Annotated in this window: 16 protein-coding genes; 8 read left to right on the top strand and 8 right to left on the bottom strand. The window is 68.9% G+C overall.

What is annotated here, in order from left to right; all coding sequences use genetic code 11:
* Nucleotides 1-8: 8 nt before the first annotated feature.
* Both G6N51_RS02095 and G6N51_RS02090 read right to left on the bottom strand, forming a co-directional pair.
* On the bottom strand, nt 9-812 hold the full coding sequence (locus tag G6N51_RS02095) for a rhomboid-like protein (protein WP_083171946.1): 804 nt from the start codon (nt 810-812) through the stop codon (nt 9-11).
* A 17-nt stretch (nt 813-829) separates the two neighbouring features.
* Nucleotides 830-1,741 carry an adenylate/guanylate cyclase domain-containing protein gene (locus tag G6N51_RS02090; RefSeq protein ID WP_083171945.1) on the bottom strand — a complete coding sequence of 304 codons (912 nt, stop codon included), beginning with the start codon at nt 1,739-1,741 and terminating at the stop codon, nt 830-832.
* A gap of 191 nt (nt 1,742-1,932) precedes the next feature.
* Between G6N51_RS02090 and G6N51_RS02085 the strand changes: the two genes are divergently transcribed.
* Nucleotides 1,933-2,988: an oxygenase MpaB family protein gene (locus G6N51_RS02085; RefSeq protein ID WP_083171944.1), complete on the top strand. Its 1,056-nt coding sequence runs from the start codon at nt 1,933-1,935 to the stop codon at nt 2,986-2,988.
* On the opposite strand, the gene G6N51_RS02080 is transcribed toward G6N51_RS02085, so the two are convergent.
* The 4 genes from G6N51_RS02080 to infC all read right to left on the bottom strand — a co-directional run bounded on the left by G6N51_RS02080 (nt 2,975) and on the right by infC (nt 5,076).
* Nucleotides 2,975-3,766, bottom strand: a complete 792-nt coding sequence (locus tag G6N51_RS02080) for a TrmH family RNA methyltransferase (RefSeq protein WP_083171943.1) — start codon at nt 3,764-3,766, stop codon at nt 2,975-2,977. The genes G6N51_RS02085 and G6N51_RS02080 overlap by 14 nt on opposite strands.
* A gap of 3 nt (nt 3,767-3,769) precedes the next feature.
* Nucleotides 3,770-4,165, bottom strand: coding sequence for a 50S ribosomal protein L20 (rplT, locus tag G6N51_RS02075; RefSeq protein ID WP_046184507.1), 396 nt, complete (start codon nt 4,163-4,165; stop codon nt 3,770-3,772).
* Between the two features lie 63 nt (nt 4,166-4,228).
* The gene (rpmI, locus tag G6N51_RS02070) at nt 4,229-4,423 is read right to left on the bottom strand and encodes a 50S ribosomal protein L35 (RefSeq protein WP_083171942.1); all 195 of its coding nucleotides are present in this window, start codon (nt 4,421-4,423) and stop codon (nt 4,229-4,231) included.
* A gap of 44 nt (nt 4,424-4,467) precedes the next feature.
* Complete coding sequence (gene infC, locus G6N51_RS02065) at nt 4,468-5,076, bottom strand: translation initiation factor IF-3 (protein WP_232078510.1); 609 nt, start codon at nt 5,074-5,076, stop codon at nt 4,468-4,470.
* 428 nt (nt 5,077-5,504) lie between these two features.
* Here infC and lysX point away from each other — a divergent pair, with 428 nt between their 5' ends.
* From lysX to G6N51_RS02040, 5 genes are all read left to right on the top strand, one after another.
* Nucleotides 5,505-8,861: a bifunctional lysylphosphatidylglycerol synthetase/lysine--tRNA ligase LysX gene (gene lysX, locus G6N51_RS02060; protein WP_372510386.1), complete on the top strand. Its 3,357-nt coding sequence runs from the start codon at nt 5,505-5,507 to the stop codon at nt 8,859-8,861.
* 77 nt (nt 8,862-8,938) lie between these two features.
* The gene (locus G6N51_RS02055) at nt 8,939-10,420 is read left to right on the top strand and encodes an alpha/beta hydrolase (RefSeq protein ID WP_180134400.1); all 1,482 of its coding nucleotides are present in this window, start codon (nt 8,939-8,941) and stop codon (nt 10,418-10,420) included.
* A gap of 6 nt (nt 10,421-10,426) precedes the next feature.
* A complete protein-coding gene (locus G6N51_RS02050) occupies nt 10,427-10,864 on the top strand; it encodes a DUF6653 family protein (RefSeq protein WP_174814282.1) in 438 nt (145 codons plus the stop codon).
* Nucleotides 10,865-10,874: 10 nt separating this feature from the next.
* Nucleotides 10,875-11,123, top strand: a complete 249-nt coding sequence (locus tag G6N51_RS02045) for a PspA/IM30 family protein (RefSeq protein ID WP_083171939.1) — start codon at nt 10,875-10,877, stop codon at nt 11,121-11,123.
* A 29-nt stretch (nt 11,124-11,152) separates the two neighbouring features.
* Nucleotides 11,153-12,895 carry a serine/threonine-protein kinase PknH/PknJ gene (locus G6N51_RS02040; RefSeq protein ID WP_083171938.1) on the top strand — a complete coding sequence of 581 codons (1,743 nt, stop codon included), beginning with the start codon at nt 11,153-11,155 and terminating at the stop codon, nt 12,893-12,895.
* Nucleotides 12,896-12,902: 7 nt separating this feature from the next.
* On the opposite strand, the gene uvrA is transcribed toward G6N51_RS02040, so the two are convergent.
* A complete protein-coding gene (gene uvrA / locus G6N51_RS02035; RefSeq protein ID WP_083171969.1) occupies nt 12,903-15,806 on the bottom strand; it encodes an excinuclease ABC subunit UvrA in 2,904 nt (967 codons plus the stop codon).
* Nucleotides 15,807-15,917: 111 nt separating this feature from the next.
* Here uvrA and G6N51_RS02030 point away from each other — a divergent pair, with 111 nt between their 5' ends.
* On the top strand, nt 15,918-16,616 hold the full coding sequence (locus G6N51_RS02030; RefSeq protein WP_083171937.1) for an MBL fold metallo-hydrolase: 699 nt from the start codon (nt 15,918-15,920) through the stop codon (nt 16,614-16,616).
* A gap of 20 nt (nt 16,617-16,636) precedes the next feature.
* Here G6N51_RS02030 and G6N51_RS02025 read toward each other — a convergent pair whose 3' ends face one another.
* Nucleotides 16,637-17,080, bottom strand: a complete 444-nt coding sequence (locus G6N51_RS02025) for a universal stress protein (protein ID WP_083171936.1) — start codon at nt 17,078-17,080, stop codon at nt 16,637-16,639.
* A gap of 285 nt (nt 17,081-17,365) precedes the next feature.
* Between G6N51_RS02025 and G6N51_RS02020 the strand changes: the two genes are divergently transcribed.
* Nucleotides 17,366-18,937 carry a mannosyltransferase gene (locus G6N51_RS02020; RefSeq protein ID WP_083171935.1) on the top strand — a complete coding sequence of 524 codons (1,572 nt, stop codon included), beginning with the start codon at nt 17,366-17,368 and terminating at the stop codon, nt 18,935-18,937.
* Nucleotides 18,938-18,958 lie beyond the last annotated feature (21 nt).

Below are 18,958 nucleotides of genomic sequence, written 5' to 3'. Positions count from 1 at the left end.
CCCGGTGTCTAGCCCGCCGTGGCCGGCTGCGCACCGGTCAGAGCGGCGTCGCCCAGCGCGGCGCGCCCGGCGACGAATTGCACGGCCTTGTGCGCCGCCAGCGCGCCCAGGATCCCGAACGCGGGCGCCGCGGCCATCGTTCCCCAGTGGTGGGCGAGGACCAGGAAGCCGAAGCCCGACGAGGCCACCAGCATCAGGGAGCGCACCGGGGTCCAATGGATGGGCTGGCGGAATCGGGCGGACACCAGCACACCCAACACCACGGCGACGGTGTGGCCGGCGTCGGTGAAATCGCCGCCGATGATCGCCGACGCCAGGCCCGCCGCCACCCACCAGCCGACCCAGGGGGCCCGCCAGCGCTGGGGAATGACCGCCGTCATCGCGCCGAGCACCGCCAGGGCGCCGTAGCTCATCCCGACGTCGCTGGCGCGGGTGATCGACAGCGGCAGCCAGCCGAACTCGACCGCGGCGGCCAGGGCGGCGGCCACGACCAGCGTCGCGCCGATGTGGCCGACGACGAAGGCCACTACCAGCCGGATGGTGCGCAGGTGCAGCTCGCCGAGCGCGAGCAGGCAGGTGAGAAAGGGCAGCCAGAAGTAGAGCGGGCCGGCGTCGACGACCAGCGCGCTGCCCAGCAGGGTGCCCACGTGGCCATGCGCCAGGTTGTGCAGGTTGGTGCTGGCCCGCTCGACCAGCACGTCATGGGCGTGCGGGCCGAGGACCAGGATGGCGCAGCTGACGGCAAGCAGCACCGCCACGTAACCCAACGTGAACTGGACCCGGGCGAGCCGGGCAAGGATGCCCCCAAACATTGCATCCATTATGTCGGCTAGTTTGTCTCGGCGTCGTGATCGGGCGCTGTCAACTCCCTATGAGTTCGCAAACGATATATCGCCAAGTCGGGCGGCATGCCCGGGGTCTTGCCCGCAAACAGTGGTTTACGTGCGCGTTTGGCGACGACACCCATCGCGTCGAGTTCGCTCTGGGCGATCAGGTCGAGTGTCGAACTCGACACCATCACCCCACCCTTGCTGGCGCGTTCCATCACCCGCGCGGCGATGTTCACGTCGACGCCGAGCCAATCGGACGCCAGCCGCTGGGGCCGCCCGGTGTGGATGCCGGCCCGCATCCGCGGCGTGTGACCGGCCACCTCGACCGACTTCAACGCCTCCTTGGCGGCCAGCACGGCGCGCACCGCGACCGTCGGATCGCCGAAGACGGCCATCAGGCCGTCGCCCATCCGCTTGACGATGTGGCCGCCCGCGTCCAGCAGCGGCGGCTCGACGGCCCGGGCCACGTGTCGCAGCAGGGTCAGGGCCGCCTCGTCGCCGGCCTGCAGCGACCACGACGAGAAACCGACCAGATCGGTGAAGACCAGCGTCACCTCGGGATTCGCCGGCCGACGGGCCACCGACTCGGTCAGCGCCTGCCACAGCTGCAGCACACCCAGGCTGACTTCCCGCGACACCGCGTCGCGGTCCCCGAGCAGCCGGTCGGCGGCTCGCGCGGCGGCGCGTGGACCACCCTCGCCGGCCGTCGAGAGCGGGTCACCGAACTCGGGGTCGCCGGGGAGCAGCCGTCGCGCCCGGCGGATGAAGGCCACCGCGCCGGGGCTGTGGTTCCGGCCGTGCAGCCACTGCGTTGCGCTGTGCACCGAGACGGGAGACCGCGGCGGATCGGATGGCGTAACGGTCGGCTCGTCGGGCCCGCCCGAATCCGATTCTCGACCCGCGAGTTCCACCCGGCCAGGTTATTTCCTCCCGACGGACGCGGGCAATCAACGCCGCGCGGTTTGTGTCACAGCTCGCACGATATCGCCTGATCACAGCGGCGCCACGCGACTATGGAAGCTCGATAACACCCGCGGGCGCGCAGGGCCGAAATCGTAGACAACGCACGTTGTCAAAGTTATCGTGAGCGCAGGAGGCCGAGATGACTGCCATTCCCGCGAAGTCCGACGATCCGCTCGGACCAGATTCCCTGACCTGGAAGTACTTTGGCGATCTGCGCACCGGAATGATGGGCGTGTGGATCGGAGCGATCCAGAACATGTATCCGGAGCTGGGGGCGGGCGTCGAGGAGCATTCGATCCTGCTGCGCGAGCCCCTGCAGCGGGTGGCCCGCTCGGTGTACCCGATCATGGGCGTCGTCTACGACGGCGACCGGGCCGCGGCGACCGGGCGGCAGATCAAGAGCTACCACCACACCATCAAGGGCGTCGACGCGTCCGGGCGCCGCTATCACGCGCTGAATCCGGAAACGTTCTACTGGGCGCACGCCACCTTCTTCATGCTGGTGATCAAGGTGGCCGAGTACTTCTGCGGCGGCCTGACGGAGGCCGAGAAGCGCCAGCTGTTCGACGAGCACGTGCGGTGGTACCGGATGTACGGGATGAGCATGCGACCGGTGCCCGGCTCCTGGGAGGAGTTTCAGGAGTACTGGGACCGGGTGTGCCGCGAGGAGCTGGAAATCAACCGCGCGACGCTGGACATCTTCCAAATCCGGATCCCCAAACCGAAATTCGTGTTGATGCCCACGCCGATCTGGGACCAGATGTTCAAGCCGCTGGTGGCCGGCCAGCGCTGGATCGCCGCGGGCCTGTTCGAGCCCGCGGTCCGCGAGAAGGCCGGCATGCGCTGGACGCCGGGCGACGAGGTGCTGCTGCGGCTGTTCGGCAAGCTCGTCGAACTCGCCTTCCTGGCGGTTCCGGACGAGATCCGGCTGCACCCGCGCGCGCTGGCCGCCTACCGCCGCGCCGAGGGCCGGTTGCCCAGCGATGCGCCGCTGGTGGAGGCGCCGACGTTCATGGCGCCGCCCCGCGACCGCCGCGGGCTGCCGATGCATTATTTCCCTCCCCGTCCCCGCCTCGCTCCCCGTTCGCCGCTCGACCCCGCGAAGGCGCTCATGGAGCGGGCGGGCTCGCTGGTGCACGGGACGCTGTCGCTGGCGGGGCTGCGGCCCGCCCGGGCGCGCGTCAGGGCCGCTTGAACGTGCCCAGCGCCTGGGCGCTCTGGTAGAGGCAGATGGCCGCGGCGGAGGCCACGTTCAGGCTTTCCGCACCGCCGGACATCGGGATGCGCACGCGGTGGTCCGCCGCCCCCGCGATGTCGGTTGGCAGGCCGTGTGATTCGGGCCCGAACAGCCAGGCCGTCGGCCTGGCGAGCAGCGGGCCGGCCTCGTCGAGGCGGGTCTCGCCGTCCACCGTGCCGGCCAGCACCTGCAGCCCGGCGTCGCGCACCGCATCCAGCGCGGCGGCCGTGTCGGTCGCGGCGACCACCGGAATGGAGAAGATGCTGCCGGTCGAGGCGCGCAGGCACTTGCCGTTGTACGGGTCGACGCTGTGGCCCCCGAGGATCACGCCGTGCGCGCCCATCGCGTCGGCGATGCGGATGAGCGTGCCGGCATTGCCCGGCTCGCTGATCTCGACGGCGACCGCGATCAGCCGGGGTGAGCCGGCCAGCACGTCCGCCAGCCGGGTCGCCGGCATTTCGCAGACCGCCACCAGCCCGGTGGGGGTGACGGTGTCGGACAGCGCCTTCGCGGCCCGCTCGTTGACCAGATGCACCGGAACTGCTTGCGCACCAAGCAAAGACGCATACCGCTCGCCGGCGGCTTCGGTGACGAAGACGTCGCGGACGAGGCCGCGCGCGGCGGCCGCCTCGACCAGGTTGGGACCTTCGGCGAGGAATCGCCCCGCCCGGCGTCGACCGACGTGGCGATGCAGTTTGACCGCCGCGGCAACCCGGGCCGATCGTTCGGTCAGCAGGGGCTAGGCGGCCTCTCCGGAATCCGACGGCGCGTTGACGTCCTCGGGCAGCGCGGCCCGCGCGACGTCGACCAGCGCCGTGAACGCCGCGGGGTCGGTGATCGCGATGTCGGCGAGGTTCTTGCGGTCCACCTCGACGCCCGCGGCCTTGAGGCCCTGGATCAGCCGGTTGTAGGTGATGTCGTTGGCGCGCGCGGCCGCGTTGATCCGCGAGATCCACAGTTTCCGGAACTCGCCCTTACGCGCGCGGCGATCGCGGTAGGCGTAGTTGAGCGAATGCAGCTGCTGCTCTTTGGCTTTGCGGTAGAGCCGCGATCGCTGGCCGCGATAGCCCTTCGAGGCCTTGAGAATGCTGCGCCTCTTCTTGTGGGCGTTGACCGCCCGCTTCACGCGTGCCATGGGTGTTCCTACTCTCGTTGAAAAGTCAATGATGGGGCGCCGGCACCGGGTCCGGCGCGATGGTCAGCCGTTCAGCAGCTTGTTGATCCGCTTGGTGTCGTTGGCCGCCACCGTGGTGCGGCCTTCCAGACGCCGGGTCCGGGTCGACGGCTTGTGCTCCAACAGGTGCCGGCGGTTGGCTTTCTGGCGGACGATCTTGCCGGTTCCGGTGCGCCGGAACCGCTTCGAAGCCCCGCTGTGGGTCTTGGCCTTGGGCATGTTTCCTCTACTTCTGCTCTCGAGTTCTTCCGTGTCGTGCCGGGTCAGTTGGGCGAAGGGTTGGTGTCGACGGCCGCATCGGCGTCCGGCGCCGCCCCCTCGCCGGGGCCTTCGGGGTGCCGCGCCCTGGCACGGGTCTTCGCGCCGCGGTGCGGGGCCAGCACCATCGTCATGTTGCGGCCGTCCTGCTTGGCGGACGTTTCCACGAAGCCGTATTCGGCGACGTCCGCGCCCAGCCGCTGTAACAGGCGGTAGCCCAGCTCGGGCCGCGACTGCTCACGTCCGCGGAACATGATGGTGACCTTCACCTTCGAACCCGCCTCCAGAAAGCGGATCACGTGACCCTTCTTGGTCTCGTAATCGTGATCGTCGATCTTCGGTCGCAGCTTTTGCTCTTTGACGACGGTCTGCTGCTGGTTGCGGCGGGATTCGCGCGCCTTTTGCGCCGCCTCGTATTTGAACTTGCCGTAGTCCATGATCTTGCAGACGGGGGGTCTGGCATTGGGGGCGACTTCGACAAGGTCGAGATCGGCGTCCGCAGCGACGCGCAGTGCGTCTTCGATGCGCACTATGCCTACCTGCTCTCCCCCAGGTCCGATCAATCTGACTTCAGGTACGCGGATGCGCTCGTTGACGCGGGTCTCAGTGCTGATGGGGCCTCCCTTGTTGGGCTTGTATGTATCTCGCATCGGCGGCCGGGGCCTGGGTCCGAGTCGGATTCAGCGGCGGAAACACCACACCACCAGCAGAAAAGCCCTGCAATAGCAGGGCCCAATGCCGACCGATCGCGGCTTGCCAGTGGTCAAGCCGCCCGCGTCGCTCGCGGAACAGACATGCGCGATGCCTGTGACCGGACCGCAAAGCCTTGAAGAATCTCGTGGCTCGCGGTGGGAGTGGGGCTCCACTTAACTGTTCCTGGCCTTCGCCGGGATGGTCGCGAACGCTAGTTTAGCAGCCACGGGGCGGCAGTTCGTACTTCGCCTCCGGCCTCGCGCCCGGCGAGCATCGGCACCCGTCCGCAACCGGACGAATCTTGCCGGCCGCTCTTAGCGCTTCGTCAAGCTTTTCACGGACTGAGGGCATATCCTCGCGGTCTGTGACACTCGCTTCATCACGGTCGGGGTCCCGTTCGGGACCCCGCGGCCGGTCGCATTCCCGGTATCGCTGGGTGCCGGCGGCGGCCGGGTGGATCGTGGGCGTCATCGCCACGGTGTCGCTGCTGGCCAGCGTGTCCCCCGCGATCCGGTGGATGATCAAGGTCCCGCGCGAGTTCATCAACGACTACCTGTTCAACTTCCCCGACACGAGCATCGCCTGGTCCTTCGTGCTGGCGTTGCTGGCGGGGGCCCTGAGCGCCCGGAAACGGATTGCCTGGCTGGTGTTACTGGGCCAGATGATCCTCGCCGCGGGGTTGAACGTCGCCGACATGGCCGCGGGCGACAACACAGCGGCCGAAACCTTCGGGGAAAACCTCGGGTTCGCGGTGCACATCGTCGCGATCGTCCTGCTGGTGCTGTCCTACCGGGAGTTCTGGGCGAAGGTCCGCAAGGGCGCCCTGGTCAAGGCGGCCGCGGTGCTGGTCGCCGGGGACGTGGTCGGAATCCTGTTGTCCTGGGGAATGGTGGAGTTGTGGCCCGGAACGCTGGCCCGCCCGGACCGCCTGCCCTACGTGGCCAACCGGGTCGTCGGGTTCGCCCTGGCCGACCCGGACCTGTTCACCGGCAAGCCGCACGTCTTCCTCAACGCGATCTTCGGCCTCTTCGGCGCGCTGGCGCTGATCCTGGCGACCATCGTGCTCTTCCAGTCCCAGCGCGCGGAGAACGCGCTGACCGGTGAGGACGAGTCCGCCATCCGTGGGCTCCTCGAGCTGTACGGCAAGAACGACTCGCTCGGTTACTTCGCGACCCGCCGCGACAAGTCGGTGGTGTTCGCACAGAGCGGTCGCGCCGCCATCACCTACCGCGTCGAAGTCGGGGTCTGCCTGGCCAGCGGCGACCCGATCGGCGACCCGCGGGCCTGGCCCCAGGCCATCGACGCCTGGCTGGGGTTGTGCCAGAGCTACGGCTGGGCGCCGGGCGTCATGGGCGCCAGCACACAGGGGGCGCGGGTATACCGGGAAGCCGGGCTCAACGCGCTCGAGCTTGGCGACGAGGCGATTCTGCGAACCGCCGACTTCCGCCTGTCCGGCCCCGACATGCGCGGGGTGCGCCAGGCCGTGACGCGGGCCCGCCGGGCCGGGCTGACCGTACGCATCCGGCGGCACCGCGACATCTCGGCCGAGGAGATGGCCGAGACCATCACCCGCGCCGACGCCTGGCGCGACACCCAGACCGAGCGCGGCTTCTCGATGGCGCTGGGCCGGCTCGGCGACCCGGCGGACGGCGATTGCCTGCTGGTCGAGGCGTTGGACCGCGACGGCGCGGTCGCGGCGATGCTGTCGCTGGTTCCGTGGGGAACCACCGGCGTTTCCCTGGATTTGATGCGCCGCTCCCCGCAGTCCCCCAACGGCACCATCGAGCTCATGGTCAGCGAGCTCGCCCTGACCGCCGAAACCCTTGGCATCAGCCGCATTTCGCTGAACTTCGCGATGTTCCGCTCGGCGTTCGAACAGGGCGCCCAGCTGGGCGCCGGACCGGTCGCCCGGTTGTGGCGAGGGCTGTTGCTGTTCTTCTCGCGGTGGTGGCAGCTGGAGACGCTGTACCGCTCGAACATGAAGTACCAACCCGAATGGGTTCCGCGCTACGCCTGCTACGAGGATGCGCGCCTGATTCCCCGGGTCGGCGTCGCCTCGGTGATCGCGGAGGGCTTCCTGGTGCTGCCGTTCACCCGGCGCGACCGGGTGCACACCGGTCATCACCCCGCGGTGCCGTCCAGGCTGGTGGAGTCGGGCCTGCTGCACCACGACGGCTCGGCGCCCGACGTCAGCGAGTTGCAGCAGCGACGCGACGACGCGGAGCTGGAAGAGTCCAGAGCCCGCCTGCCCGAGCAGGTGCGGGTGCGCCTGGCCAAGCTGAAGGTACTGCGCCGCAAGGGCATTGACGCCTACCCGGTGGGGTCTCCGCCCAGCCACACCGTCGCCCGCGCGCTGGAAGCCGACGATCAGGAAACCGTCTCCGTGTCGGGCCGGATCCTGCGGATACGCGACTACGGCGGGGTGTTGTTCGCCCAGCTGCGGGACTGGTCGGGCGAATTGCAGGCGCTGCTGGACAATTCGCGCCTGGAGCGTGGGCGCACCGCGGATTTCACCGCGGCGATCGACCTCGGCGACCTCGTCGAAATGACCGGGCACATGGGATTTTCCAAGAACGGCACCCGCTCATTGATCGTGCACGACTGGCGGATGATCGGTAAGTGCCTGCGGCCGATGCCGAACAAGTGGAAGGGCCTCACCGACCCGGAGGCGCGGGTGCGGACCCGTTACGTCGACCTGGCGGTCAACCCCGAGTCGCGCGAGCTGATCACGGCGCGCAGCAGCGTCCTGCGCTCCGTGCGGGAGACCTTGTTCGCCAAGGGTTTCATCGAGGTCGAGACGCCGATCCTGCAGCAGATCCACGGTGGTGCCACCGCCCGGCCGTTCGTCACCCACATCAACACCTACGACATGGACCTGTTCCTGCGCATCGCGCCCGAGCTGTACCTGAAGCGGTTGTGCGTCGGCGGCGTCGAGCGGGTGTTCGAGCTGGGCCGGGCCTTCCGCAACGAGGGTGTCGACTTCAGCCACAACCCGGAGTTCACCCTGCTGGAGGCCTACCAGGCGCACGCCGACTACACGGTCTGGATCGACGGCTGCCGGGAGCTCATCCAAAACGCCGCGCAGGCCGCCCACGGGGAGCAGAGCGTGCTGCGGCCCGCTGACGGCGCCGGCGGCCGCCTGCAACCGGTCGACATCTCCGGCGACTGGCCGGTCAAGACCGTGCACGACGCGGTGTCCGAAGCCCTCGGGGAACACGTCGATCCGGACACCCCGTTGTCCGTCTTGCGCAAACTGGCCGACGCCGCACACATTCCGTATCGGGCGCAGTGGGACGCCGGCGCCGTGGTGCTGGAGCTCTACGAGCACCTGGTCGAGGACCGGACCGACCGGCCGACCTTCTACATCGACTTCCCCACCTCCGTCTCGCCGCTGACCCGGCCGCACCGCAGCAGGCACGGCGTCGCCGAGCGGTGGGACCTGGTGGCGTGGGGAATCGAGCTGGGCACCGCGTACAGCGAGCTGACCGACCCGGTGGAGCAGCGGCGCCGACTGCAGGAGCAGTCCCTGTTGGCCGCCGGCGGGGATCCCGAGGCGATGGAGCTCGACGAGGATTTCCTGCAAGCCATGGAATATGCGATGCCGCCCACCGGCGGGCTCGGCATGGGCATCGATCGGCTCGTCATGCTCATAACCGGCCGCAGCATCCGCGAAACCCTGCCGTTTCCGCTGGCCAAGCCGCACTAGCCGGCCGCGGGACAGGCGGCCGGTCCCATTGCGAACATTCGGTGAATATGTTCCAGGCCGGTTAACAATGGATCACAATGAATGCCGTGATTGCGCCGACGACCACAGCCATGACGCAGTTGCTGGCAAGTAGTCACACGTCGCTGATGCACGGCTGGGTGCCCACCACGATCCAGGTGGTGACCGCGGTGGTCCTGACGCTGGCCGTCGGCTGGCGGTCGCGCCGGTGGCGGACGGTGTGGTTGCCGACGGCCGCGCTGGCCGGTGCCGCCGCCGCCTACCTGACGCACTGGTACATCGTCGACCGCGGCCTGTCCGACGATCCCGCGCCGGCCGCGCTGTGGGTGTGGATCACGCTGACCGGCATGGCGGCCGCGGTCCTGATCCTGGGGTGGCGCGGCGCCCGCGGCTGGCGCCGCGGGGCCGGGCTGCTGGCCGTGCCGCTGTGCGCCCTGTGCGCCGCGCTGGTGCTCAACCTGTGGGTGGGCTACTTCCCCACCGTGCAGGCGGCGTGGAACCAGCTCACCTCCGGTCCCCTGCCGGATCAAACCGACCCGGCCACCGTCACCGCCCTGGCCGCCAAACGGGCGCGACCGGCGCACGGCAGCGTGGTTCCCGTCGTGATCCCTTCCGACGCATCGCACTTCAAACACCGCGGCGAACTGGTTTACCTGCCGCCCGAATGGTTCACCAGCAGCCCGCCGCCGGCGCTGCCCACAGTGATGATGATCGGCGGCCAGTTCAACACCCCCGCCGACTGGACGCGGGCGGGCAACGCCGTCAAGACGATTGACGACTTCGCCGCCACCCACGGCGGCAAGGCGCCGGTGCTGGTGTTCGTCGACTCCGGCGGGGCCTTCAACAACGACACCGAATGCGTCAACGGCGTCCGCGGTAACGCCGCGGACCATCTGACCAAGGACGTGGTGCCTTACATGGTGTCCAAGTTCGGCGTCAGCCCCGATCGGACCCACTGGGGCGTCGCCGGCTGGTCGATGGGGGGAACCTGCGCCGTCGACCTGACCGTCATGCACCCCGACATGTTCAGCGCGTTCGTCGACGTCGCCGGCGACTTCTACCCGAACGCCGGCAACAAGGCCCAAACCATCGCCCGGCTGTTCGGCGGAAACGCCGACGCATGGGCGGCATTCGACCCGACCACGGTGATCGGCCGGCACGGCCCCTACGGCGACGTGGCCGGCTGGTTCGCGATCTCCTCCGACGGCTCGCCGGCGGCACGCCGCGAGGTGGGCGGCACCGACATCGGGGCGATCCACCTCGCCAGCCGGGAGGCGGCCGCCGATCCCGGTAACCAGACGGCGGCCGCCTATTCGCTGTGTGCGGTGGGGCGCGCCAACGGGATCGACTGCGCGGTGCTGGCGCAGCCCGGCAGGCACGATTGGCAGTTCGCGGACCGCGTCTTCGCCACAGCGTTGCCATGGCTGGCGGGCCGGCTGGGCACGCCGGGAATTCCGCGGACTTCGTTGCCCGGCGCCGCACCGCCCGCGCCCCCCACCCCGGTCGTCGTACCGGCCGACCATTCCCCCGCCAGGCGGTAGGCGCGGGTGCCGTCGGTTGCACGGCTTCGGCGTGCGATCTTTGCGCGGCACTGCAATCCGTGGAGCGCCTGGACCCGCTGGGCGAGCACCCCGCTGATCCTGGTGCCCCCCTGGACGCGGCGCTGGAGCCATGCGGCGTGGATTGCGTCGTGGATGGCGGTCAACCCGTTCGTCTTCGGCAAGCCGGCGCACGAGCGGGCCTGGTCGACCCGGGCGATGCTGGGCGAGGAGATGTGGATCAGCCGCCGGCCCCGGGACGGGGCCCTGGTGGTCAGCGCGCTGACGTCGGTGGCCGCGCTGGGGGCCGTCGTCGCCGCCGGGCGGCGTCGTGCGCTGCCCGCCGCGGCCGCCGTCGCGGTGCAGATGGCGCTGACACTGGTGTACTGGGAACAGATGGTCCGGTATCGGGAACGGGAGCGGCGGGACCACGCCGGGGTTCAGTAGCGTAACGACCATGCCCGACGAACCGGAAACGCCCGGCAGCACCCCGCCCGACCCCGGGTATGACAGCGCCGGCGTACCGACCTTCGAGTCCGTGCGCGAGAAGATCGAAAATCGCTACGCGACGTCTCTGGGCGACGCGGAGCTGGACGCCGAGTCCCCCGAGGGCCGTTCCGTCGCCGAGCAATACGACGAGCGCGAGCGCGCCGCCGCCGAGCGGTTGGCCCAGATTCGCGCGTCGATGCGTACGGACGAGGGCTAGGGAAGTCGCGCAGCGCCGGGGGGACGTCGATGAGTGAAACGCAGCCGAATTCGCGGATAGGGAGCCAGTTTGGGCCCTACCGGCTGCGGCGACTGCTGGGCCGCGGCGGAATGGGCGAGGTCTACGAGGCCTACGACACCGTCAAGGATCGCGTGGTGGCGCTCAAGCTGGTGTCCGAACAGGTCAGCTCCGACGACGTCTTCCGCCGGCGCATGCAACGCGAAGCGCGGACCGCGGGCCGACTGCAGGAACCGCACATCGTCCCGATCCACGATTTCGGCGAGCTCGACGGTCAGGTGTTCATCGACATGCGCCTCATCGAGGGGCGCGACGTGGGCACCGTGCTCGGCCGATCCGGGCCGCTGCCACCCCCGCGCGCGGTCGCGATTGTCGAACAGGTTGCTTCCGCCCTGGACGCCGCGCACCGCGCCGGCGTCATTCACCGTGACATCAAGCCCGAGAACATCCTGCTCACCGAGGGCGACTTCGCCTATCTGGTGGACTTCGGCATCGCCGCCGCGGCCACCGACCAGCGGCTGACCAAGACCGGCGCCGCCATCGGCAGCTGGAACTACATGGCCCCGGAGCGATTCGGCGACGACGAGACCACCTACCGCGTCGACATCTACGCTCTGGCCTGCCTTCTTTTCGAATGCCTCACGGGCACAAGACCTTTTCAGACCACCAGCCTGAGCGCGCTGATGGCCGCCCACCTGGTCGAGCCCATCCCGCGCCCCAGCCAACGCAATCCCGCCGTCCCGGCGGCGTTCGACGAGGTCATCGCGCGCGGCATGGCCAAGGATCCCAACGACCGCTACGTCACGGCGGGCGATCTCGCGAAAGCGGCCCTGCGCGCGCTGAGCACGCCCGACCAACGCCAGGCGACCGAATTGATCCAGCACAGCCGGTATTTCGCGCCGCCGGCGCGCGTGGAGCAGTTTCGGCCCGAGCCGGCACCGCCCCATCCGACGTGGTTCGCCGCTCCGCCCGCCGCGCCGTGGGCGCCCCCGGTGGTGCCGCCCAAGCGCAGGCTGGGGCTGGTCATCGGCGCGCTCGCGGTCGTCGTCGCGGTCATCGCGGGCACCGGGGTGTGGTTGGCCGTCGACAAGTCGGGGGCCACGCAGCCCGGGGGCCCCACCACCAGCACGACAATCGCGGCACCCACCTCGAGCGCAGTGACCAGCAGCGCCGCCCCCACAGTGGCTCCCGCACAACTGAATTCGCTGCTGCTTCCGGTCGACCAGGTCAACACGCTGGTCGGCACCACCGGCATCATCGTCGACGGCAGCACGACCGAGATGACGGACCCCGACCCCAACAGCACGCTGTCCGACGACAAATGCGTCGGAGCGTTCATCGGTTTCCAAACCCGCACGTACAAGAGCAGCGGCTACACCGCAATGCTCGCCCAGCTGATGAAGAAGCCGCAGAGCAACCCCGGCTACGTCGTGGTCCAGGGCGCGGTGATCTTCGCGTCCGCCGACCAGGCCCGGGGGTTCGTGAACGGTCAGTGGCCGCAGTGGCGGGACTGCGGCGGGAAAACCGTGACGCAGACCGGCGACAAAGCACCAATCCAATGGACCTTCGGGCAGATCAGCGGCAATCCGCCCGATATCGCCCTGCAGCACACGCTGGCCAACAGCCCGGTGGTGTGCCAGCACGTCCTGTTGGCGGTGTCCAACGTGGTCCTCGACGTCAACGTCTGCGGACCCAGGATCATCAACGAGGCCAGGCTGATCGCAAACCAGATGGCGACCAAGATCCCCGGCTGACGACCGGTCAGGCGGTGACTTTGCGCCGCCGGTTGGACCGCTGCGGCGGGGCGGCGCGGCCGATGACCTCGGCGAGGAATTTCCCGGTGTAGCTCTCCGGCACCGCGGCGATGTCCTCCGGGGTGCCCTCGGCGACAACGGTTCCGCCCTCGGCGCCACCCTCGGGCCCCATGTCGACGATCCAGTCCGACGTCTTGATGACGTCCAGGTTGTGCTCGATCACGATCACCGTATTGCCCTTGTCGACAAGGCCGTTGATGACGCTCAGCAGCTTGCGGATGTCGTCGAAATGCAGTCCGGTGGTGGGCTCGTCGAGGATGTAGATGGTCCGCCCCGTCGACCGCTTCTGCAACTCCGCGGCCAGCTTGACGCGCTGCGCCTCACCCCCGGACAGCGTCGGGGCGGGCTGGCCCAGCCGGACGTAACCCAGGCCGACGTCGACGAGCGTGCGCAGATAGCGGTGAATGCCGGTGATCGGCTCGAAGAACCCCGCCGCCTCCTCGATCGACATGTCCAGCACTTCGGAGATGGTCTTGCCCTTGTAGTGCACCTCGAGGGTTTCGCGGTTGTAGCGCGCGCCGTGGCAGACCTCGCACGGCACGTACACGTCGGGCAGGAAGTTCATCTCGATCTTGATGGTGCCGTCACCCGTGCACGCCTCGCAGCGGCCGCCCTTGACGTTGAACGAGAACCGGCCCGGTTGGTAGCCACGGACTTTCGCCTCCGTGGTGGCCGCGAACAGGGTGCGGATCTTGTCGAACACCCCGGTGTAGGTGGCCGGGTTGGACCGCGGCGTGCGACCGATCGGCGACTGGTCCACCCGCACCAGCTTGTCCAGGTGGTCCAGACCCGTCACCCGGGTGTGCCGCCCCGGGACCAGCCGGGCTCCGTTGAGCCGGTTGGCCAGCACCGTGGCCAGGATGTCGTTGACCAGCGTCGACTTCCCGGAGCCGGACACCCCGGTGACCGAGGTGAGCACACCGAGCGGGAACGAGACGTCGATGCCGCGCAGGTTGTGCTCGCGGGCGCCGACGACGGTGAGCTGGCGCTTGCGGTCTATCGCACGCCGGATCGCGGGCATCGCGATGGATTCCTTGCCCGACAGGAAGGCGCCGGTGATCGAGTCCTTGTTGGCCAGCAGCTCGCTGTAGGTCCCGCTGTGCACGATCTCGCCGCCGTGTTCACCGGCCCGCGGACCGATGTCGACGATCCAGTCGGCATGGGCGATGGTGTCCTCGTCGTGTTCGACGACGATCAGCGTGTTACCCAAATCCCTTAGCCGCGTAAGGGTTTCGATGAGCCGCCGGTTGTCGCGCTGGTGCAGCCCGATCGACGGCTCGTCGAGCACATAGAGCACGCCCACCAGGCCGGACCCGATCTGGGTGGCCAGCCGGATGCGTTGGGCCTCACCGCCGGACAGCGTCGCCGCCGCGCGCGACAACGACAGATAGTCCAGCCCCACGTCGAGCAGAAAGCCCAGCCGCGACTGGATCTCCTTGAGCACCTGCCCGGCGATCGCCTGCTCGCGCGGCCCCAGGGTGAGCGCGTTGAGGAAGTCCGAGCAGTCCGAGATCGACAGCTCGGACACCTCGGCGATCGACTTGGCGCCCCTGCCCCCGGCGGCCAGCGTCACGGCCAGGATCTCCGGCCTGAGCCGGGTCCCCTCGCACTCCGGGCAGGGCACGTCGCGCATGAAGCCCTCGTAGCGTTCCTTCATCTGCTCGGACTCGGTCTGGGCCATCTTGCGCTGCAGGAACGCCAGCACGCCCTCGAAATCGGCGTAGTACGAACGGGTTCGGCCATAGCGGTTGCGGTAGCGCACGTGCACCTGGTGGTCGGATCCCTCGAGGATCGCCTTGCGGGCCTTGGCCGGCAGCTTGCGCCACGGCGTGTCGACGTCGAAGCCCAGCTCGTCGCCGAGCCCGGCCATCATCCGGGTGAAGTACTCCGCGGTGTGGCCCGTCGACCACGGCGCCACCGCGCCCTCGGCCAGCGTGCGCTCGGGATCGGGCACCACCAGGTCGGGGTCGACCTCCTTGCGGATGCCCAGGCCGGTGCACTCGGGGCAGGCGCCGTAGGGCGAGTTGAACGAGAACGAGCGCGGCTCCAGGTCGTCGACCGCCAGCGCGTGCCCGTTGGGGCAGGCCAGCTTCTCGGAGAACCGCTGCTCGCGGTTGTGGGCGTCGTGTTCGTGGTCGACGAATTCCAGCACGACGATGCCGTCGGCCAGGTTCAGCGCGGTCTCGACCGAATCCGTGAGCCGCTGCTTGGCGCTGGCCTTGACGGTGAGGCGGTCCACCACCACCTCGATGTCGTGCTTCTCCTGCTTCTTCAGCTTGGGCGGGTCGGTCAGCGGGTGCACCACGCCGTCGACCCGCACCCGGCTGTAGCCCTGCGCGTTCAGCTTCTCGAACAGGTCCGCGAACTCGCCCTTGCGGGTGCGCACCACCGGGGCGAGCACCAGGAATCGGGTGCCTTCGGGCATGGCCAGCACCTGGTCGACGATTTGCTGCGGCGTCTGGCGGGCGATCCGCTCGCCGCAGACGGGGCAGTGCGGCGTTCCGGCGCGCGCGTAGAGCAGCCGGAGGTAGTCGTACACCTCGGTGATGGTCCCGACGGTCGAGCGCGGGTTGCGGTTGGTCGACTTCTGGTCGATGGACACCGCCGGGGACAGGCCCTCGATGAAGTCGACGTCCGGCTTGTCCATCTGGCCCAGGAACTGGCGGGCGTAGGCCGACAGCGACTCCACGTAACGGCGCTGCCCCTCGGCGAAAATCGTGTCGAACGCCAGCGACGATTTACCCGACCCCGACAGGCCGGTGAAGACGATCAGCGCGTCACGCGGCAGGTCGAGGTCGACGCCCCGCAGGTTGTGTTCGCGGGCGCCCTTGACGATCAGGCGGTCAGCCACGCTGCCCTCTCTCAGTGGATCTTTTGCGTATTGCAGCCGTTGATGCGCACGGCGCATTCCATGCTATGTGCCCATACCGACAAGCAACGTTCGACCAGTAACGTGGCCGCTATGACCGCCTCAGGCCAGTCCGCTGTCGAGCCGAGCGACGACTACACCGGACACGTCGACCCCGGCACCGCGGCCCGCCGGACCCTACCCGGCGCCACGATCCTAAAGGCGTCGGTGGGCCCCATGGACAACAACGCGTATCTGGTGACGTGTTCCGCCACCGGCGAAACGTTGTTGATCGACGCCGCCAACGACGCGGACACCCTCATCGGCCTGATCCGGCGGAACGCGCCCAAGGTGTCGCTGATCGTGACCAGCCATCAGCACTTCGACCACTGGCAGGCGCTCGAGGCCGTGGCCGCGGCCACCGGGGCGCCGACCGCCGCCCACGAGATCGACGCCGAGCCGCTGCCGGTCAAACCGGACCGTTTGCTGGCGCACGGTGACACCGTCCAGATCGGCGAGCTGCAGTTCAAGGTGATCCACCTGCGCGGACACACGCCCGGCTCGGTCGCGCTCGCCCTCGACGGCCCGGCGACGGGCGGGGTCACCCAGCTGTTCACCGGCGACTGCCTGTTCCCGGGCGGCGTCGGGAAGACGTGGCAGAAGGGCGATTTCACCCGGCTACTCGATGACGTCACGACCCGCGTGTTCGACGTGTACGACGACTCCACGGTCGTCTATCCCGGCCACGGCGATGACACGGTTCTCGGCGCCGAACGCCCTCACCTGGCGGAATGGCGCGAGCGGGGCTGGTAGGACCCCTGCCGCCGGCGACGCTACGACGTGGTGTGGACGATCAGCACGTCGACCTTCGCCCGGCGCGACACGTTGGCCGGCACCGATCCCAGCAGGCGGCCGGCGATCGTGCTCAGTCCGACGTTCCCGACGACCAGCAGGTCGGCCTTCTCGTCCTCGGCCAGCTTGACCAGCGCGTCGACCGGAGCGCCTTCGATCGGGCGCTCCTCGACGTTCTTGGCCCCGGCCTTGTGCGCCCGCTCCTTGGCGTCCTGCAGGATCGCGTAAATGGGCGCGGTGCCGGACACCTTGTAGCTCTCGTCCCGCAGCACGTCGGCGGCCCGGGTGTCCTCATGCTGGGGCAGGTACGCCGAGGCGACGATCAGCTTGGCGTCCTGCCCGGCGATCTGCGCCGCCCTGTCTACCGCGCGCATTGACGAGTCCGAGCCGTCGGTTCCCACCACCACAGTCCGATAGGCGCCCATCTACCCTCCCAGTTTCGGTTGGTCAGCCAACCCAAGACAGTATCGCGTTTGCCCGCTGTAGAGGGAACAGATTAGCGACACCGCGTGGCGCGGCGTGTCCACAATTTGCGGGGCCACCCTGCGTCAACGGACAATATCGCCGGTGACTAAACATTCAAATGCCCGGGCCCGAGGCGGAAAGCGTTGCATAACGCCGCTTTTCGCGGAATGCGGACGCCGGGCGGTGAATTGGCCCGGGGCATTTGTGACGCGGCTCGCGGATTCAGCTTTACAGTGACAAGCATCATGTCCATGCCCACCGTCGAGCAGCCCGTCGCGGACCGGATCGAGCAGCCCGCGCCCGCCCGTTCGCCCGGCCGGTTGCTCGATCCGTGGGCGATCGCCGCGTTCGCAGCGGTCCTCAGCGGCGCCTGGGCCTGTCGACCATCCCTGTGGTTCGACGAGGGCGCGACCATATCGGCGGCGGGGAGCCGCACGCTGGCGGAGCTGTGGCGGCTGCTGGGCCACATCGACGCGGTGCACGGGCTGTACTACCTGCTGATGCACGGGTGGTTCGCGCTGTTTCCGCCGACCGAATTCTGGTCACGGGCGCCCAGCGCCCTGGCGGTGGGCGCCGCGGCCGCGGGTGTCACGGTCTTCACCAGGCAGTTCTCGACCCGGCCGGTCGCGGTGTGCGCGGGCGTCATGTTCGCCATCCTGCCGCGCACCACCTGGGCGGGCATCGAGGCGCGCCCGTATGCCTTCGCCGCCGCCGCGGCGGCCTGGCTCACGGTATTGCTCGTCGCCGCCGTCCGGCGCGACAAGCCCCGATTGTGGGTTTGCTACGCGCTGGCATTGATGGTCTCGATCCTGCTGAATCTGAACCTGGTGCTGTTGGTGCCGGTTTACGCCGTAATGGTGCCGCTGTTGGCGCCCCCGAAAGCGCGGAAATCTCCGGTGATTCGGTGGGCGGTCAGTTCTGCCGCCGCGGTCGCCGCCATGACGCCCTTCATGGTGTTCGCCCACGCCCAGGTGTGGCAGGTCAACTGGATTTATCCGGTCAGCTGGCATTACGCGTTCGACATCATCCTGCGCCAGTATTTCGACCACAGCGTCCCGTTCGCCATTGCGTCCGCCGTGCTCATCGTGGCGGCGGTCGCCGCCCGGCTGGCCGGCGTCCGGCCCCCGTCCGGCGACCTGCGCCGGCTGTTGATCGCCTGCGCGGCATGGCTCGTCATCCCCACCGCGCTCGTGGTCATCTACTCGGCCGTCAACGAACCGATCTACTACCCGCGCTATCTGATCTTCACCGCGCCCGCGATGGCGGTCGTGCTGGCCGTCTGCATCGCCACCGTCGCCCGCAAACCGTGGCCCATCGCCGGTGTGGTGCTGGTCTGCGCCGTCGCCGCGGTGCCGAACTACCTGTTCATCCAGCGCTGGCCGTACGCCAAAGAGGGTTGGGACTACAGCCAGGTCGCCGATCTGATCAGCTCGCACGCGGCGCCCGGTGACTGTCTGATGGTGGACAACACCGTGCCGTGGCGGCCCGGTCCGATCCGCGCCCTGCTGGCCACCCGGCCCGCGGCCTTCCGGTCACTGATCGACGTCGAGCGCGGGGCGTACGGACCGAAGGTGGGGGCGCTGTGGGACGGCCACGTCGCCGTGTGGCTGACGACGGCGAAAATCAACAAATGTCCGGCGATCTGGACCATTACCAATAAAGAAACATCGCTGCCCGACCATCAAGTCGGACGGTCATTGCCGCCGGGACCCGCATTCGGGCGCGCCCCGGCATATCGATTCCCGAGTTACCTCGGGTTTCGCATTGTCGAACGTTGGCAGTTCCATTACTCGCAGGTGGTGAAGTCGACGCGCTGATTCGCGTTTTGCCGGCGGCGT

The sequence above is a fragment of the Mycobacterium paraseoulense genome (assembly GCF_010731655.1).
Lineage (GTDB): Bacteria > Actinomycetota > Actinomycetes > Mycobacteriales > Mycobacteriaceae > Mycobacterium > Mycobacterium paraseoulense.
Note: the sequence above shows the minus strand (reverse complement) of the source record. Positions and strands in the feature narration are given on the sequence as shown.

What these genes read in the sequence shown, in the direction of transcription:
- G6N51_RS02095 (WP_083171946.1), bottom strand. Translation starts at nt 812, where the DNA reads ATGTTTGGGGGCATCCTTGCCCGGCTCGCCCGGGTCCAGTTCACGTTG.
- G6N51_RS02085 (WP_083171944.1), top strand. Translation starts at nt 1,933, where the DNA reads ATGACTGCCATTCCCGCGAAGTCCGACGATCCGCTCGGACCAGATTCC.
- rplT (WP_046184507.1), bottom strand. Translation starts at nt 4,165, where the DNA reads ATGGCACGCGTGAAGCGGGCGGTCAACGCCCACAAGAAGAGGCGCAGC.
- rpmI (WP_083171942.1), bottom strand. Translation starts at nt 4,423, where the DNA reads ATGCCCAAGGCCAAGACCCACAGCGGGGCTTCGAAGCGGTTCCGGCGC.
- G6N51_RS02055 (WP_180134400.1), top strand. Translation starts at nt 8,939, where the DNA reads ATGAATGCCGTGATTGCGCCGACGACCACAGCCATGACGCAGTTGCTG.
- G6N51_RS02045 (WP_083171939.1), top strand. Translation starts at nt 10,875, where the DNA reads ATGCCCGACGAACCGGAAACGCCCGGCAGCACCCCGCCCGACCCCGGG.
- G6N51_RS02040 (WP_083171938.1), top strand. Translation starts at nt 11,153, where the DNA reads ATGAGTGAAACGCAGCCGAATTCGCGGATAGGGAGCCAGTTTGGGCCC.
- G6N51_RS02030 (WP_083171937.1), top strand. Translation starts at nt 15,918, where the DNA reads ATGACCGCCTCAGGCCAGTCCGCTGTCGAGCCGAGCGACGACTACACC.
- G6N51_RS02025 (WP_083171936.1), bottom strand. Translation starts at nt 17,080, where the DNA reads ATGGGCGCCTATCGGACTGTGGTGGTGGGAACCGACGGCTCGGACTCG.
- G6N51_RS02020 (WP_083171935.1), top strand. Translation starts at nt 17,366, where the DNA reads ATGTCCATGCCCACCGTCGAGCAGCCCGTCGCGGACCGGATCGAGCAG.